This window comes from Sphaerisporangium aureirubrum (genome assembly GCF_042658925.1).
GTDB classification, from domain to species: Bacteria; Actinomycetota; Actinomycetes; order Streptosporangiales; family Streptosporangiaceae; genus Sphaerisporangium; species Sphaerisporangium aureirubrum.
In genome coordinates, this window is sequence record NZ_JBHSRF010000082.1 from 1 (window position 1) to 17,067 (window position 17,067).

Here is a 17,067-nt window from a genome sequence, read left to right on the forward strand (position 1 = left end):
GCGTGGTGATCACCCGCGCCCCCGCGCGGGAAACCCCCGCGCCCCCACCCCCGGTCCTCCACGTCCGTGTTCAACATCGGCGCCGGTACGGCGGGACGTGGTACGGCGAACCCGGCGCCGCCGTACGGCGGTCAACCCGCGATACGTGCGGCGCCAGGTGAAACGGTCCTTGCCGGAGGGCGCGCTTCGCGCGGAAAGGCGCAAGGGCTGTTCTCATGCGGGGGACACCCCCGCACCCCCGAGCCTGCCGGGCTCACCCCACTCCACCGCGACACATCCCGGTCAATACCGCTGTTCGAGCCCATGCCCACCGTTCCCACCATCCCCCCGACCCGATCCGGTCTATGCCCCCGATCCGGCTCCACTCCTAGCCGCGCCGCCCGGTACTTGTCGCCCTCCGGGCTTGTGGGTACCAGCGCCGCGACGGCGGGACGCGGTACGGCGATCCCGGCGCCGCCGGATGGCGGTTGACCTAATCCCTCTTCCGTTAGGGCTCGCAGATAATTAACACGCGGTTTTGATTTTTATGGCTGGTGCGATACCTGCGGCTGCGGCCAGTTCGTAGAGGGCTTCCAGTGTTGTGACTCGGTGGGGGCTGGGGTGGATGGTGTGTCCGGCTTGCTGGAGGAGTTCGCGAATCTCGCGGGTGCGCCGGTTGAGGGTCTCGGGCCGGACGGTGAACAGACCCGCGATGATCACCTGAGGGAGGCCGAGCCGGTGGTGGAGCAAGGTGGCCAGCAGCCGGTCGGCGAGGGTGAGAATGGGACGTCGTCCGGTGCCGGGTGCGGCCATCCGGGGACGGTGCCCGCGCCGCTTGTCCAGCTGGGCTTCGCGCTGCTGGTCGTGCAGCGTCAGCAAAGTGGCCATCAGGCCGTCCCAGTCGGGGGCCTGCAGCCCTGTCAGTGCGGGGTGACACAGCCAGGTCAGGTCGAGGCTGGGCTGGTCAAACGGGTCTGGCAGGTCGCTGGGGTGATCGTAGGATTGGGGGTGCAGGGTGTAGTTCCAATCGCCGTGCCAGTCGTGAGGCGAGAGCGGCAGGGCGTTCATCTGCCGGTCGCCGATCCGTTCTCCGGCGGGATAGGCGCCGGTGTCGAGTTCGGCGTGGACGCGCAGCCCGGTGCGGGTGGTGGTCGCCGCGATGGTCTGCACGATGACTTCGTGGCTGGTCAGCGGTCGTCCCGCCCAGTTCATGGTGATGTGGGAGAACAGCCGGTGCTCCACCTTGTTCCATTTGGAGGTGCCGGGCGGGAAGTGGCACACGATGATCTCCAGCCCGGTCTGAAGGGCCAGTGCGGCCAGTTCCGCCTTCCAGGCTCGGGTGCGATAGCCGTTGGAGCCGCCCGCGTCCGCGGTGATCAGTAGCCGCCGGGCCATGGGGTAGGCGATGGCACCCGCCCCCTTCCACCAGCGGCGGATGGACTCCACCGCGAACGCGGCGGTGTCATGGTCGGTGCCGACATTCACCCAGCCCGCATTCTGGGCCAGGTCGTAGATGCCGTACGGCACCGCCTTGCCCAAGCTCAGGTCCGGGAAGTCGTGCGTGCGGGCGCGTGCTGGTTCCCCCTTGGGCCGCCAGGTCCGGCCCGTGTTCTTGAACTCGCCGATGAGTTCCTTCTTCTTGGTGTCCACGCTGATCACCGGATCGTCGCTGCCCTGAAAGTCCTTGACCTGCTCGTTGATGTAGCGGAACTGCGCGTCGCGGTCAGGGTGCTGCTTGCCTTCCATCGTCTTGGCGTTGGCCTGGAGGCTGAATCCCTCTTCCTTGAGCAGGTCGCCGACGACATCGGCGCTCACCTTGTGTCCCTGCCGGGTCAGCTCCGCGGCCAGGGCACGGGTGGACTTGGTGGTCCACCGCAACGGCGAGCACGGATCACCTCGCTCGTCCGGCTCGACCAGGGCCAGCAGCGCCGGCCGCAACCCAGGATCGGTCTCTGCCAGGCGCTTGCGGCCCCCGCCGGGACGGCGTACCCGGCCCAGCGGTTCAGCCCCGGACTCCAGTTCATCGATCCCTAGTGAGACGGTGGCCTCTCGCACCCCGGCAGCGCGTGCCACGGCGCGGATGCCGCCATGTCCCAAGGCCCGGGCCTCGGCTCCCAGCAGCAGCCGACGCTGCCGCTCATCCAGATGCGGGAAGATCGTCTGAAACTTCACCGCCAGAAGCTCTACCGTCTCCTGCGTCACGCCCATACCACAGCAACGAGTGAGAAATTCGGAAGCTACGCCTTATTCAGCGGCGAGCCCTTACCCGCACGGGTTGTCCGCCCCGAACGGACATCCGCCCCGGCGGTCGCCCTGGTCGGCGCCGCGACGGCGGAACGCGGTACGGCGAAGAAGCCGGTGCCGCCGTACGGCGAGAAACCCGTCGTGGGTCGCCGGAGATAAATGACGTTAAGGATCAACGACGACAAACCCTTCTCCGGCTGAGGCGGATGAGCCCACCCGTTGTCGATTCCCACCGTGTCGACCATGGCCCACCCGATCCCGGGGGTTTCCGTCACCGCACGTGGACGCCCCCGCCGTATCCGTCACCGCACGTGGTGCGTCACCGCACGTGGATGCTCGCGTCGACTTCATCGCCGCACGTAGACGTCAGCCCGCGAACGTGGGCGCCTGGCGGATCACATCCGCGCTCGTCGGCGCACCCCCGGTTGACAAGTGGAGTCGTCACTCCGCATGATTAAAAAGGAGTACTCACTCCGGTTAAACTCACGCCTCCAAGGAGGACCGAACGCATGTCCGAAGCCCCCCAGATAGCCACCCCTCGCGACATCTTCAACAGCCTGATTACCGGAATCTCCACCGGAGCCTGGGCGGACCTCGCCGACCTGTACGCCGAGGACGTCGTGGTGGAGATGCCGTTCGCGATCCCGGCCCCGGTCCAGATCAAGGGCAGGGACCAGATCCGTGCCCACTTCACCGCCGCGGCGGGCCGCATGATCGAGATACGGCCCAGGGACATCGTCGTCCACGACACGACGGACCCTGAAGTGATCATCGCCGAGTTCGCCTACGACGGCCGGTTCGCGGGCCGCCAGGACTTCAGCGTCAACAACATCCAGGTCCTCAGAGTCCGCGACGGCCTCATTCAGGCCACCCGCGACTACCACGACCACTTCGCCATGGGTGTCGCCTCCGGCGCCTTGTCCGCCTCGCCTCCGCCCGCCGCCTGACCAAGGTCCGGTCCGCACCGGGGTCGTAGACCGGACCCACGGCACTGAGCCCAGGCCGACTAAAGGCCGGGGCTCAGTGCCGAGCGAGCCCAAGCGATGGAACGGTGCTCGGGTATCAAGCGAGCTCAGGACGAAAACCGGGTCAGTGCCGGGCGCGCCCCGTCACCAGATCGCGCAGCCGATCAGCCGCCCCCACCAGTGGTGAAGTCGCCTTCAGCAGGCCGGGATTCGGTGGCGTGTGCGGATGCGGCCGCGTAGGCGCCATCTTCTTCGCGCGCTCGATCTTGGTCCCCAGCTCCACCGACCGCTCAGGGCTGAGCACCAGGCGGAGTTCCGGCCACACCCGCTCCTCCTCGAACGCGATGTGTTCCCGTGCCTCCTGGATGAGCCCGGTGAGCATCTGCTCGTACCGCGTCTCCCCGGGCTGGTACCCGATCAGGTCCTCCAGCGTGAACTTCGCCTTCTGCTCCTGCCGGACGGCCTCGTCGGCGAGCTCGTGCCCACCGGGGACCAGCTCGCGCACCACGGGCCAGAAGTACTGCTCCTCGACCGCCTCGTGCTTGGACTCCTCCATGATCAGCTGATCCACCAGCTGCTTGCGGCCCGGTGTCCGCCGGCTTTCCCCCTCCCGTGCCGGTGGCGAGCCGGTCTCCAGTTCGGCCATCATGCTCTTGACCTCATCGTGATCCTTTTCCAGGACCTCGAATACGTTCGCCATGGTTGCCTCCGTTACCGATGGCGGCGTCCCCTCTTTGGGGCTTTGCCAGCGTCGCCGCAGGTAAACATGCCGCCCCGGTTCGGGCGCGTAGAGATCATGGCCGGAGAGCGGACAGAACGGGTCGTTGTGCGGTACGACGGAGTCGTGGTGGATCCTCCTCGCAGTACCATCTCGGCGGTCCGAGATCCTATGGGTGTGATCGGCACCGGAACGGTGGAGATGGCGAAAAGAGAGCCCCGGCGGCTCCCCCCGGACCTGCGGGGGCTGTTCGACGACGGCGGACGCGGACGCTTGCTGTCCGTGGACCTCCCCTCCGGCGAGGTGGTGTGGCCCGACCCCACCTACGTCCGCTGGCCGTCCAACCGCCGCCCCGCGTTCTGGCTGAGCGACGACCCGGTCACCGGCGACTTCTGGACCCGCCTTCGCCGCGAGCACCCCCACTCCGGCCTGTGGCCCGTCCTGCTGGAGGACTCCGTCCAGCCGTGGTCGGTGGGCCAGGTCGCCCCCGACGCCGCCACCGAGATCGACCACTTCCACGTCGGCGCCTTCATGGACGAGGTCTGGTCCGACTGGGTCGAACGCGCCACCGAGGACCAGCTGGAGATCCTCGACCCCTTCGGCCCCCACTGCCCCGGCCCCGCCGACCCGGCCCCCGTCCGCTGCGACCCCGACGAACTGGCCGACCGCTACGCCGCCGTCCTGGCCCAGCGCGGCATGCCCTTAGGCCTCGCCGCCGTAACCCGAGGCGCCGACGCCCTGGCCGTGATGGGCTGGCAAGGCGCCCTCCACCACAACGAGTGGAACGTCCCCCTGGCCGCCGTGGTCAGAAGCTGGGAAGACCGCTACGCCGCCCGCCTGGTAAGCATGGGCTTCAACACCTTGGAACTCTCCGTAGCCGCACCCCCCGCCACCCCCCAGCATGCCCTCCACATCGCAGCAGAACACTGGACCTTCTGCCCCGACGCCATCCTCCAAGGCGCCGGCACCCTCCTCGACTACGCCGCCCAGATCCTCAACAAACCAAACTGGTCCTTCTGGTGGGACTGAACACCCGCCGCCCTACCCCCGCACCTCGAACCAGACGACTCGCCCCCCCGAATGGAACGCCCACCCCCAGGCCGCAGACAACTCCCGCACCAGCCACAGCCCACGCCCGCTCTCGCGCAGCGGGTCGATCGTGGCGGGTATCCGTGGAAGGGGAGTGGCCGGGCCTTCGTCGAGTACGGCGACGTGGACCGTATGGCCGTCGTCGAAGACGTGGAGTGCGAGTCCAACCGTCCGCCGTCGTCGTCTGGCCTCTGAGCTGCGAAGACTGCGGATCCAGCGCGGGATGAGCATGCAGGAGGTGGCCGACCGGATCGAGATAACAGCAGCCTCACTCAGCCGTCTCGAAACGGGACGTCGTGGGATACGCCCCCGCGACCTGCGCCATTTTCTCGATCTGTACGAGGTGGGCGGACCGGAGCGGGAGGCGCTGCTGGCCCTCGCGAGGGAATCGCAGCAACGCGGGTGGTGGCAGAACTACGGCAACGTGCTGACCAGTGAGTACGCGACGCTGATCGGGCTGGAGGCGGAGGCGCTCACCGTCAGGAACTACGAGCAGACGCTGGTGCCAGGGCTGTTGCAGACCGAGGAGTACGCGCGGGCCATCATCGAGGCGTTTCGTCCCGGTGATACGCCGGAGGAGGTAAGTCGCCTCGTGGCCGTCAAGATGGAACGGCAGAAGCGGCTCACCGGCGGGGTGCCGCTGGAGTTGTCCGTGATCCTCGGCGAGGGGGTCACGCGGCAGTTCGTCGGGACGGCGGAGGTCACGGCCGAACAGCTTCGGCTGCTGGCGGTTCGACGGCCGAACGTGATGGTGCAGGTGCTGCCCTACGGTGCCGGCGCGCACCCGGCGTTGACGGGATCGTTTAACATCGTGGGGTTCCCCGCGCCGAGCCACATTGATGTGGTCTACCTGGAGAACATGTCGAGCGCGCTCTATCTTGAAGACGCGGAAGACGTACGGAAGTACGGGTCGGTGTTCGATTATCTGCGCGCGGCGGCGCTTGGTCCGAATGATTCGGCGGACTTGCTCATAAAGGCGGCTGAGAAGTTCACGTAGGGAGTCCGAGGAGAGGAGGAGCGGGATGTCCGGCGCGGATTCGTCCTGCGTCACGTGGCGGAAGAGTTCTCGTAGTGGTGGCAATGGGAACTGTGTCGAGGTCGCGGGGCTGGCGGATGGCATGGTCGCGGTTCGTGATTCCAAGACACCTGGGAAGGCGGCGGTGACGTTCGGGCGGATTGCTTGGGGTGAATACCTCCGTGCGGTCAAACGGGGGGACTTCGGGGGGCTGGCCTGAGGGTTGGGGGGTACATGTTCACTCTGGGCTTGTCAGGGTGGGATGTGGGTGGGGTGGGGGAGCGTGAGATGATGGGCGCGCTTCGCCGGATCCGGGGGCGTGGGGGATCGGTGGTGGAGGTCCGGGGCTGCCGTTGGGCAGGCTGTCGCACGCGCCCGAGAGGCTTAGTGGTCACCCGTCCACACGCAGGAGGTTTGTATGACTGCCGAGGAAGCGGAGCCGGAGGCCGAAGCCCCGGACGATGATGATTTGAAGCGGAAGTTCCGCGAGGCGCTGGAGCGTAAGCGGCAGACTCAGGCGGAGACCAATGCCGCTGGTCGGGGGAAGGGCGGCTCCAAGATTCACGGAGCCCACGGTCCCGTGGCGGGTAAGCGGTCGTTCCGCCGGAAGAGTGGCTGACGTTCGTCTGGTGCGCATGGCCGACGTTCACCGGTGCCGGTGATCATTGTTCGGGTTCGTCCTTCTTTTCCTTCGTGTCCTTCGCGGCGCAGGTCGCTGAGGTCGTACCGCTCCCTTGGGCCTTGCCGCCCGAGGGAGCGGTTTTGCGTTCCAGGGGTGTCACGACCGGCGGGGTGGGGGGCGGGAGCGGGGGGTCCTGGAAGTCGCTCGGCTGATCGTTCGGCAGGCCGTTCGGCTGATCGGTTGGTTGGTCGTCCGGCTGGTCGGTGGGCAGGTTGGTCGCTTGGGTGGTCGGCAGGGTGGGCGGGCAGTCGGGGGTGGGGGGCGGGTCGCCGGACCAGACGACGAAGTAGAAGATCAGGGCGAGTGCGCCGAGGAGGCCGGCGACCGCGTACAGCGCCAGGACGTGCCGGCGGCTGGGCGGCCGGTCGCGGAGGCCGGTCGCGGAGCCGTACGCGGAGTCTTGCGCGGAGCCGTACGCGGAGTCTTGCGTGGAGCCGTACGCGGAGGCTTGCGCGGTGGTGGTTCGGTCGTGCGCGGTGAAGGCGCGGGGTGCGCCGGTGGTCCCTGCGGGGATGGCGGGGGTCCTGCCACGGGTGGCGGGGGTCGTGAGGTGGGGTGTGCCGGAGGGGACGGTGAAGGCGGGGGAGGGGACGACGGTGAAGTTCTCCTCGTCGGCGAGGAAGCGGCGGTAGGCCTCCAGGGACGCCTGGCGGGTGGCGGTGAGGTCCTCGTCGCGGACGTGCGGGGTGACGCGGCCCGCGCACACGTAGCCGTAGATGAGCTGGAGCGGGCGGCTGTGCTGGTCGCGCGGGGCACGGGAGGACGGCTCGGTGCCGGGCTCGGCGATCTCGGCGGCGGTGACCAGGTGGGTGGCGTGCACGACGGTGAGGGGGCGCCCGGCGCGGGTGGTGACCTGGATGACGGTCGCGTGGTCCTCCTGGTTGCTCGGCACCACGGTGTCGTCCAGCACCCCGTACTCCTGCCCGTCGAGCAGCACCTCGGGGGCGAGGACCACCCGGTAACCCTTCTCGCGGCCCCGGGCGACCAGGAACGCCCAGGCGGGCATGGAAGGCGACGCGGTGTCCATGGCTCAGCCCTCCTCGGGGATGCCGGGCGGCGGGGTGGCGGCGTCCATACGGCGGCTCAGTGCTCCCGGGAGAGACGAGTGTGGGGCAGGCGGCCCTCCAGGACGTTGACCTTGCGCCGCATGTCGTGCAGGACGCGGCGGCGGGCGGCGGCCAGCTCGTCCAGGCGGCGTTCCGCGGCGCTGAGCTCCTCGGAGAGGGCGTCCTGTTTCCCCTGGCCGCCGCGCGAGTCCAGGAACAGGCCGAGCAGGGTGTCGCCGAGCGCCACGGCCGCCACGGGGCCGAAGGCGGCCAGCAGGGCGCGGCCCGCGATCTGGCTGCCGAAGGCGGTGAGCGAGGCGAGGGCCTCCAGGGGGCCCTGCTGACGGCGGCGGCGGGCCTCGGCGTCGAGGGCCGCCATGTTCTCCCTGGTCAGCCTGGCCTCCACCTGGTCGAACAGGTCGGGGACGACGGCCGACAGGGGGACGTCCACGTTGGCGGGGTGGACGGCGCCGGTGGCGACCTTGACGATGTCGCCCTCGGGGTCGACGGTGGCGAAGCCGTGGCCGACGGCGCTCACCGGAACCAGCCGCATGATCCGGGTCGAGGCGTGCATGTCGACCAGGGACCGGAAGTGCGAGTTGGACATCAGCAGGTCGTGCACGACGCTCAGGCGCCTGCCCTCGTCGGGGTAGCGGTCCGCCAGCAGGTCCCACTTGGTGATCACGAAGCTGATCGGGCAGGACGCCTCGATCATCGCGGGCAGCAGGGCGTTCAGGGTGCGCTCCAGGTGGACGGCCCCCGCCGGGTGCCCGTCCAGGTGCTGGAGCAGCCGGTACCCGTCGATCACCCCGAGCAGCGCGTCCGCCGCCTTGACGTGCCCGAACAGCTCGTCCTGCCGCCCCGACCCCTCGTCCTGCGGCTCGCTGAGCAGCTCGCCCGCGTACTCGAGGTACTTCAGCTGGAACATCGGATGCGGCGCGCCGCTCACGGCCGTCTTCACCGTGAACAGGAAATGCCGCGTCTCCCCCTTGGCCGTCCCCCGCGGCCACAGATGCGACGACCCCGTGTCCGCCATCTCGGCGTACCACTGGTTGAGCTGCAGCACGTCCCGGTACTCCGCGTTGAGGAAGTACGACTGCCCCGCCGGCACCCGCAGGCAGTGGTACATGCTGGCCAGCAACAACGTCTTCCCCGACCCCTGCAACCCGAGCGCCACCACCTGGAACGTAGGGATCCGCTCCTCGACCGCGATCGGCGCCTTGGCCCTTTTCTCCCCCATCCGCCGTGCGAGCACGGCGAACACGATGGCCCCCACCGTGATCACCAACGCGACAACCAACATGGCCTCTCCGTCCCGCGCGCCCGCGGCCCGCAGGCCACGAGCACGATGAAACGCCTCCAGGCACCCGGTCCCGAGCCCCTGACTCGAATGGTCGCGTCCCTGGCGGAGGCCGCACATGAGTACAGGCCTACTCAAATCCCGGGCAGGCCCCTGATGGTCGCCGCCCCGCGCGAGGACGGCTTCGGCGGGCTTCAGGCCACAGCCGGGCGGGCGGCGTGGCAGGCGTTTCCCCGAGGCCGTCGTGCCTGACACGCGGAGCGGCCGTGCGGCCGGTCGGAGCATGGTCTGCTCCGGGTGGCCGCACGGCCGGTGGTGCGTGATGGGCGGTCAGGGGGTCTTGACGACCGGCTTCTCGCCTGACTCGACCAGAACGCCGGGTGTCTTGACGCCGGGCGTGCCGGACACCTTGCCGTCGGGCGTGCCGGGCGCTTCGGGGGCCGGAGCGCCGGGCTTCCGGGCCGGCCCGCCGGGGGCCTTTTCGGACGGCGCGCCATAGTTGTCCGACGGCTGCTCCACGTCGCCGGCGGGCGGTGCCGTGACCGTCACCGGGGTGCCGTAATCGCCGAACTCCATGACGTTCCTCTGGCCGGAACCGCCGAAGTTCACTTCCAGCCGCCGGACCCGGCCCTGGTCGTCCACGTCCACGGCCCCCGTGACGGCCTCCGTCCTCTTGGCGTTGTCCGCGTCCGTCAGCGAGAACGTGAACCGCTTGCCGGTCCAGCCCTCGCCGGAGGCGGGACCTTCCTCCTGCACGTCCGTGGCGGACCGCAGTCGCTGCAGAGCCTGCTGCGGGTCCACCATGGCGAACTTGACCACGGCGACGACCACCGGCAGCTCGGCCGCGTCCGCGCGCGGAGCGACCTCCCATTTCGCCCTGCCCGGCTGACGGATGTACAGCAGGTCGCCGACGAACCGGGTTTCCGCGCCCTCCGCGGCCGAGGCGATGAAGCCCACGCGCTGGACGGGGTCGAAGGCCCCGTCGAACACCCTGCCGTCGCTGGTGCTGTGGATCCGGTAACTCTCCTGGCTGGTGTTGTCGACCGCGGCGGCCACCTGGGCCTGCGCCGAGGGCTGCCCCAGGGGCAGCGCCAGCATGATCACGCTCACGGCGGCCGCGACGCCCAGGGAGGCCAGCGGGACCAGTGGCCGGATCCGCCTGCGCTCCCGCCTCGCCCGCACGCCCGGCGTGTCCGTCACGGCCGGCATTCCGGCCAGGAGGTCGAGCCCCGGCGGGCGGTCCTCTGTGGCCTTGATGAGCAGGGCGCGCACTTCCTTCTCGTCCATGAACGGCTCCTCGTCTCGGTGTCTCACCGGATCCCACTCCCTTCCGCCTCGGTTCGGTTGACCGCCGTGCTGGGCGGAATCAGTTTCCGCATCGCCCGTAACCCGCGATGCGTGTGGGTCTTGACCGTCCCCACCGAGCACCCCATCAGATCGGCGACCTCCGCCTCCGGCAGGTCGTCGAAGAACCGCAGCACCAGAGCCGTCCGCTGCCTGACCGGCAGCTTCGCGAGCGCGTCGCGGACGTCCTCCGCCACCGCCCCGGCCTCCCCCAGGTCGCCGGGGCCCGGCAGATCGGGCATGTCGGCGCGCGGGATCTCCCGGCGCCATCGGGCGCGCCACCAGGATCGGTAGGTGTTGACCAGGATCCGGCGCAGGTACGCGTCGGGCTCGCTGCTGGTGTCCAGCCGATGCCACACCCGGTACAACTTGCCGAGGCAGGACTGCAGCAGGTCCTCGGCCGTGTGCCAATCCCCGGTGAGCAGGACCGCCGTCCTCAGATGGTGGTCCCCCCGGTGCCGAACGAAGTCCACGAAATCCGCATCCACCCGGTCCCCTCTCGTCGGTGAGCCATCCCTGACACTCCTTGGGACCCACCCCAGGTTGACCGGTGACCGTTCTGTTACGACCAGCATGGGACGGGGTCCGCGGCAGGGGAAGCCGGGGCTTTCGCGCGTGGTGAAGTGGCCCGCGGGCAAGCTGGGACGACGGCTGTTGGGAGCGCTCCCAATAATCGCGTTGAGTGATCATTGAAGTGCGGACCGAAACGGGCGGCGCTGAACTGCGTAAATGGATTGTCAGAGGTCTGGGCCTGCCGTTCGTGCTCTCCGGAGGGGCAAACAATCATGTTTCCAGTGATTCACATCGCCGACCTATTGCCGTAATCTAAGTGGGAGCGCTCCCACCTGAGGAGGAGCAGTGTGCCTGACCTTCCGCGCGAACCGCTCGTCCGGCGGCTTTCTCGGCGTGCTGCCGGTACGAACGGCCGAGTGGATTCTGTCTGCCGACGCCCAGAGCGTCTGTGCCGCCCGCACGCTGGTGCGGGAGGAGCTCGGACGCTGGGGGACCGGTGGAGTGGTCGACGACTGCTGTCTCATCGTGAGTGAACTGGTGACGAATGCCATCCGGCATGGTGGTACGGCGTTCGCGCTCCGGCTCGGCAGCGATGGGAGCTGGGTGTACGGAGAGGTGTTCGACGCGGGCGACGGGCTGCCGTGCGAGGTGCCGGACGATCTGAGCGCCACAGGCGGGCGAGGGCTCGTCATCGTGGGAGCGCTCTCGGACGACTGGGGGGTCGTCCCGGCCGACGGCGGTGGCAAGACCGTCTGGTTCGTCGCCGGTCTCGGCGACGGGCGGATGAGCGCATGAGCCGGTGAGGGCGACCTCACGGCTCGGGGGTCTGTGAGGTTTCGCCGGGGCACGGTGATCACCGGGCGGTGCGTGCCTCGGCGATAAGGTACGGCTCGCGCCGGGCGCGCGCAGAGCCCGCCCGAGGAGTGCGAGTCCGGGCGCGAGCCGTACCTTCACACCCGCGCCGTCAGCGGAAGGCGTCCAGGCCGGTGGCGGCGCGTCCGAGGGTCAGCGCGTGGACCTCCTCGGTCCCCTCGTAGGTCGCCACGGTCTCCAGGTTGAGCATGTGCCGCATCACGGGGTACTCCAGGGTGATGCCGTTGGCGCCGTGGATCCCCCGGGAGGTGGCGGCCACGCGCTGCGCGGCGCGCACGTTGGCCAGCTTGCCGAAGCTGATGTGAGCGTGCTGGGCCTGGCCCGCGTCCTTGAGGCGGCCGATGTGCAGGGCGGTGAGCATCGCCTGGTTGACGTCCACCAGCATGTCGGCGATCTTGCGCTGGGTGAGCTGGAAGGACGCGATGGGACGGTCGAACTGCACCCGGGCCCGGGAGTAGTCGATGGCGGCCAGCAGGCACGCGCGCGCGGCCCCGGCGACACCCCACACGATGCCGTACCGGGCCTCCGACAGGCACGACAGCGGCGCCTTCAGCCCCTGCGCGCCGGGCAGCAGCGCGTCGGCGGGCAGCCGCACGCCGTCCAGCACCAGCTCGGAGGTGATGGAGGCCCGCAGCGACAGCTTCTTGTGGATGATGTTGGCCGAGAAGCCGGGCGCCGAGGTGGGGACGAGGAAACCGCGGATGCCCTCGTCGGTCGCGGCCCACACGACGGCGCAGTCGGCCACCGAGCCGTTGGTGATCCACATCTTGGTGCCGTCCAGCACCCAGTCGCCGCCGTCCCGCCGGGCGCGGGTGCGCATCGAGCCCGGGTCGCTGCCCGAGTCGGGCTCGGTGAGCCCGAAGCACCCGAGCGCCTCCCCGGTCGCCATGCGCGGCAGCCACTCCGACTTCTGCTCCTCGGTGCCGTACCGGTGGATCGCGGTCATCGCCAGCGACCCCTGCACCGACACGAAGCTGCGCAGCCCGCTGTCCACGGCCTCCAGCTCGCGGCACGCCAGCCCGTAGCTCACCGCGTTGGTACCCGCGCAGCCGTACCCCGACAGGTGCATGCCGAACACGCCGAGCTTGCCGAGTCCCCTGGCCAGCCCGCGCGGGTCGGGGATGGTGCCGGCGTCGTACCAGTCGGCGACGTGCGGCAGCAGCTCCGCGGTGGAGTAGTCGCGCACCGTGTCGCGGATCGCGCGCTCCTCGTCGGACAGGTCGCGGTCTACGTCGAGGAAGTCCTGAGGATTCATGGGCCGTCACCGTCACCAGGTCGCGGTCTCGTCACACCAGCACCCAATCACAGCCCCGCCGGCGTGCCGCGACCGGCCTAGTCGAGATCGTCGTCGCGGCTTCGGCGCGGGGCCATGCGCCTGAGCATGCGGTCCAGGGCGTTGCCGAACGGGTTGTCCTGCACGAGGTACGTCCAGGTGGCCGTGGGCCGCTTCAGCCCGCCGTCCAGCGGGTCGAAGCCGTCGGCGGTGATGGGCATGACGGCCAGCGTCTCCACAGACCGCTCGCGCACCTCGTCCATCAGGCGCTTGTAGGCCTCCACGCCCTCGCGCTGGAACTCGTCGATCGGCACCAGCCGGTGCCCGAGCGCCCGCAGGTGGATGCCCTCCCGGACGTCGGCCATGAACGCCACGTGCTCGGTCCAGCAGCGGTCCAGGTGGAAGAGCACGATCTGGCGGGCCGCCTCGTGCAGGATCTCTTCCCCGGCGGTCTCCAGCAGCTCGGCCCACCGCTCGGGCGCGGCCCGCTCCAGCGCCTCGGCCGCGGCGTCGCCGCCGAGCACCTTGGCGCGCTGGTCCAGGACGAGGTCGCGCTGCTGCTCCAGCAGCCGGGTGTACTTCCAGGTGTTGCGGTGGATCTCCATGTTGGCGCCCTCGGCCACCCGCTGGGCGTGGCCGACGACGTACACGGCGCGCCTGTGCCGCACCCGGCCGTCGTGGTCGGCGGCGGGCAGCCACTCGTCGGGCGCGTACCGCTGGATGAGGTCGTCCTCGAGGCTGACCATGAACACCGACCCGCCGGGGTCGCCCTGCCGCCCGGCACGGCCGCGCAGCTGGTCGTCCAGGCGGCTGCTGGCGTGCCGGCCCGAGCCGATGACGAACAGGCCGCCGAGCTCGGCGACCCCCTCGCCGAGCCGGATGTCGGTGCCGCGGCCGGCCATCTGGGTGGACACGGTGATCGCGCCGTGCGCCCCGGCCTCCGCGATGATCGAGGCCTCCTCGGCGTCGTTCTTGGCGTTGAGCACGACGCATTCCAGGCCGTCGTTGCGCAGTTCCTTGGCCAGCCGCTCGGACTCCGAGACGTCCAGCGTGCCGACCAGGATGGGACGGCCGGTGGCGTGCACCTCGGTGATCTCGTCGACCAGCGCCTGCTCCTTGTCGGCGGCCGAGCCGTACAGACGGTCGGGCTCGTCGACGCGCACGCAGGGCTTGTTGGGCGGGATGACCGCGACCTTGAGCTCGTAGAACTCCCGGAAGTGGTCCTCCACCGCGACCGCCGTGCCGGTCATGCCGCACAGCGTGGGGTAGCGCCTGATCAGGCCCTGGATGGTGATGGAGTCGAGCACCTCGCCGGACTCGGTGGGCGGCAGCGCCTCCTTGGCCTCCACCGCCGCCTGCAGGCCGTCCGGCCAGCGCTGGAGGGTGGCGACCCGGCCGCGCGACTGGTTGACCAGCTGGATGCGGCCCTCGCGCACGAGGTAGTCGACGTCGCGGACGAGCAGCGCGTGGGCGTGCAGCGCGAGGTTGACCTGGGTGAGCACCTCGGGTGTCTCGTACAGGTTGATGTCGCCGAGGGCTTTCTCGACGGCGTCGGTGCCCTTGGCGGTGAGGTGGACGTTGCGCCGCTGGTCGTCGAGCTCGTAGTGGTAGCCGCGCGACAGGCGCCGCACCAGCGCCGCGAGCTCGGGCGTCCCGGCCCCGGTGTCGGCGGCCCCGGCCAGCACGAGCGGCACGCGGGCCTCGTCGACCAGCACCGAGTCGGCCTCGTCGACCAGCGCGACCTCGGGGTCGGGCACGATCATGTCGGCGGGGTCGGTGGCGACGCGGTCGCGCAGCACGTCGAAGCCGAGCTCGCTCACCGGGCCGTAGGTGACGTTCTTGGCGTACGCCTCGCGGCGCTCCTCGGGCGTGGAGTCCTGGCCGATCCACCCAACGGTCACGCCGAGCGCGGTGTAGAGCGGTTCCATCCACTCGGCGTCCCGGCGGGCGAGGTAGTCGTTGACCGAGATCACGTGGACGCGTTTTCCGCGCAGGGCGTAGCCCGCCGCGGCGATGGCACCCGACAGCGTTTTGCCCTCACCGGTGGCCATTTCGGCGACATATCCGGACAAAAGGGCTAGCGCGCCGGTCAGCTGCACGTCGAACGGGCGCATGCCGAGAGTACGCTCGGCCGCTTCCCGCGCGATGGCGCAGAACTCCGCGAGATCTTCGATCCGCGGCGGCGGAAGCTCGTCAAGAGCTTTGAGCCGGTCTTCCTGGCTGCCGGCCGCCGCGGTGATGCGCTGAAAAGGGGAAATATTCGCGCTTCCCGGACGATCCAGGAGATTTCTCACTAACTGCGATATCGACGCCACATCGCCTCCAACGCGTTCCACTCTAGCGGCGTTCCCGCACAGATCCCGTCAGCCACTGTGCGCGGCCATGTCGGCGGGCGGCGCGGCCAGGCGCTCGGACAGCGGGATCTCCTTGACGAAGAATGCCAGGACGAATCCAATCGCGACCACAGGTGCCACGTAAAGGAAGATCGGCGGCAGCGCCGCGGCGTACGCGTGCGCGATGACGGTGCGCACCGGCGGCGGCAGCTGCTGCACCATCTGCGGCGTGATCGAGTTGATGCCCCGCACCGGCAGCCGGGCCCCGCTCCCGGCCAGCTCGGTGGTCAGGCGGTGGATGAACACCGCGCCGACCAGCGAGGTGCCGAGCGACGCGCCGGTCTGCCGGAAGTAGTTCACCGCCGAGGTGGCGGCGCCCACGTCGCGGTACTCGACCGAGTTCTGCACGATCAGCACCAGCGTCTGCATCATCATGCCGAGGCCGAGCCCGGTGACGAACATGTAGAGGCCGTTCAGCGCCATCGAGCTGTCCGCGGTCATCCGGGACAGCAGCACCAGGCCCAGGGTGAGCACGCCCATCCCGGCGATCGGGAACATCCGGTACCGCCCGGTGGCCGCGATCACCCGTCCCGAGCCGATCGAGGTGAGCGTTATCCCGGCGACCATGGGCAGCATGAGCAGGCCGGACTCGGTGGCGGTGGCGCCGTTCACCATCTGCAGGAACGTCGGCAGGTAGGCGATGGCCGCGAACATCCCGACGCCCACGAACACCGAGATCGCGGCGGGCACCACGAACAGGTTCTGCCGGAACAGGTGCAGCGGGATGATCGGCTCGGCCGCCGCCCGCTCGGCGAACACGAACCCCACCGCGAGCACCACCGCCAGCGCCGCCAGCGAGACGATCATCGGGGAGTTCCAGGCGTACTCGGTGCCGCCCCAGCTGGTGACCAGCACGACGCAGGTGGAGGTGCCCGCGAGCAGGGCGGTGCCGAGGATGTCCAGCCGCGGGCGCACGCGCGGCTTCGGCAGCTTGAGCAGCACGGAGGTGAGCACGAAGGCGAGCAGGCCGAGCGGCAGGTTCACGTAGAAGCACCAGCGCCAGCTCGCCTGGTCGGTGAGGAACCCGCCGATCAGCGGGCCGATGACCGAGGACAGCCCCCAGACGGCCCCGATGATCCCGGTGTACCGGCCGCGCTCGCGGGGCGACACCAGGTCGGCCACGATGGCCTGCACGCCGATCATGAGCCCGCCGCCGCCGAGGCCCTGCAGAGCGCGGAACGCGACCAGCTCCGGCATGTTCTGCGACATCCCGCACAGCACCGAGCCGATCAGGAAGATCACGATGGCGGCCTGAAAGACCACCTTGCGGCCGACCAGGTCGCCGAGCTTGCCGTAGATCGGCAGGCCGATGGTGGACGCCAGGAGGTACGCCGTGACGATCCAGCCGATGTGCTCGACCCCGTGCAGGTCGCCCACGATGGTCGGCAGGGCGGTGGAGACGATGGTCTGGTCCAGCGCGGCCAGGAGCAGGGCCACCATCAGCCCGAAGAACACCAGGTTGACCTGCCTGCGGCCCAGCCGTGGCGGTTCGATGTCCATGGTGTCACCTTTCTCCCAGCTCTGGGGTTTCCACCGTATGCACAGCGAAACCTTCGGGAAGGTGCGGCGGCCGGTTGCACGGAGACCCCTTGCGCACTGACTGATTATCCAGTCAGGCTAGGCCGGGGAGTCT

15 protein-coding genes are annotated in these 17,067 nt (G+C 69.6%); 6 read left to right on the forward strand and 9 right to left on the reverse strand.

Going from position 1 to position 17,067, the window contains the following annotated elements; genetic code table 11:
* Window positions 1-504: 504 nt before the first annotated feature.
* A complete protein-coding gene (locus ACFP1K_RS34230; protein ID WP_380761281.1) occupies window positions 505-2,187 on the reverse strand; it encodes an ISAzo13 family transposase in 1,683 nt (560 codons plus the stop codon).
* Window positions 2,188-2,732: 545 nt separating this feature from the next.
* Here ACFP1K_RS34230 and ACFP1K_RS34235 point away from each other — a divergent pair.
* Complete coding sequence (locus ACFP1K_RS34235; RefSeq protein WP_380761283.1) at window positions 2,733-3,170, forward strand: nuclear transport factor 2 family protein; 438 nt, start codon at window positions 2,733-2,735, stop codon at window positions 3,168-3,170.
* Between the two features lie 142 nt (window positions 3,171-3,312).
* Here ACFP1K_RS34235 and ACFP1K_RS34240 read toward each other — a convergent pair whose 3' ends face one another.
* Window positions 3,313-3,888, reverse strand: a complete 576-nt coding sequence (locus ACFP1K_RS34240; protein ID WP_380761285.1) for a hemerythrin domain-containing protein — start codon at window positions 3,886-3,888, stop codon at window positions 3,313-3,315.
* Between the two features lie 195 nt (window positions 3,889-4,083).
* On the opposite strand from ACFP1K_RS34240, the gene ACFP1K_RS34245 reads away from it, so the two are divergent.
* The 4 genes from ACFP1K_RS34245 to ACFP1K_RS34260 all read left to right on the forward strand — a co-directional run bounded on the left by ACFP1K_RS34245 (window position 4,084) and on the right by ACFP1K_RS34260 (window position 6,629).
* A complete protein-coding gene (locus ACFP1K_RS34245) occupies window positions 4,084-4,935 on the forward strand; it encodes a DUF4253 domain-containing protein (RefSeq protein WP_380761287.1) in 852 nt (283 codons plus the stop codon).
* 154 nt (window positions 4,936-5,089) lie between these two features.
* Window positions 5,090-5,992, forward strand: a complete 903-nt coding sequence (locus tag ACFP1K_RS34250) for a helix-turn-helix domain-containing protein (RefSeq protein WP_449329172.1) — start codon at window positions 5,090-5,092, stop codon at window positions 5,990-5,992.
* Window positions 5,993-6,017: 25 nt separating this feature from the next.
* Window positions 6,018-6,230 (forward strand): DUF397 domain-containing protein, encoded by a 213-nt coding sequence (locus ACFP1K_RS34255; RefSeq protein ID WP_380761288.1) that lies wholly within the window; start codon window positions 6,018-6,020, stop codon window positions 6,228-6,230.
* 198 nt (window positions 6,231-6,428) lie between these two features.
* Complete coding sequence (locus ACFP1K_RS34260) at window positions 6,429-6,629, forward strand: DUF5302 domain-containing protein (RefSeq protein WP_380761290.1); 201 nt, start codon at window positions 6,429-6,431, stop codon at window positions 6,627-6,629.
* Between the two features lie 43 nt (window positions 6,630-6,672).
* On the opposite strand, the gene ACFP1K_RS34265 is transcribed toward ACFP1K_RS34260, so the two are convergent.
* From ACFP1K_RS34265 to ACFP1K_RS34280, 4 genes are all read right to left on the reverse strand, one after another.
* On the reverse strand, window positions 6,673-7,719 hold the full coding sequence (locus tag ACFP1K_RS34265) for a hypothetical protein (protein WP_380761292.1): 1,047 nt from the start codon (window positions 7,717-7,719) through the stop codon (window positions 6,673-6,675).
* Window positions 7,720-7,775: 56 nt separating this feature from the next.
* Entirely contained in the window at window positions 7,776-9,041 is a 1,266-nt protein-coding gene (locus ACFP1K_RS34270) for a hypothetical protein (RefSeq protein WP_380761294.1), read from the reverse strand.
* A gap of 327 nt (window positions 9,042-9,368) precedes the next feature.
* On the reverse strand, window positions 9,369-10,325 hold the full coding sequence (locus ACFP1K_RS34275) for a hypothetical protein (protein ID WP_380761296.1): 957 nt from the start codon (window positions 10,323-10,325) through the stop codon (window positions 9,369-9,371).
* Between the two features lie 23 nt (window positions 10,326-10,348).
* Window positions 10,349-10,855, reverse strand: a complete 507-nt coding sequence (locus ACFP1K_RS34280; protein ID WP_380761300.1) for a SigE family RNA polymerase sigma factor — start codon at window positions 10,853-10,855, stop codon at window positions 10,349-10,351.
* 385 nt (window positions 10,856-11,240) lie between these two features.
* Here ACFP1K_RS34280 and ACFP1K_RS34285 point away from each other — a divergent pair, with 385 nt between their 5' ends.
* Entirely contained in the window at window positions 11,241-11,690 is a 450-nt protein-coding gene (locus ACFP1K_RS34285; RefSeq protein ID WP_380761303.1) for an ATP-binding protein, read from the forward strand.
* Window positions 11,691-11,859: 169 nt separating this feature from the next.
* Here the strand turns inward: ACFP1K_RS34285 and ACFP1K_RS34290 are convergent, their stop codons facing one another.
* From ACFP1K_RS34290 to ACFP1K_RS34300, 3 genes are all read right to left on the reverse strand, one after another.
* A complete protein-coding gene (locus ACFP1K_RS34290) occupies window positions 11,860-13,023 on the reverse strand; it encodes an acyl-CoA dehydrogenase family protein (RefSeq protein ID WP_380761305.1) in 1,164 nt (387 codons plus the stop codon).
* 77 nt (window positions 13,024-13,100) lie between these two features.
* Complete coding sequence (secA2, locus tag ACFP1K_RS34295; protein WP_380761307.1) at window positions 13,101-15,335, reverse strand: accessory Sec system translocase SecA2; 2,235 nt, start codon at window positions 15,333-15,335, stop codon at window positions 13,101-13,103.
* Window positions 15,336-15,404: 69 nt separating this feature from the next.
* Window positions 15,405-16,934, reverse strand: coding sequence for an MDR family MFS transporter (locus ACFP1K_RS34300; protein WP_380761310.1), 1,530 nt, complete (start codon window positions 16,932-16,934; stop codon window positions 15,405-15,407).
* Window positions 16,935-17,067 lie beyond the last annotated feature (133 nt).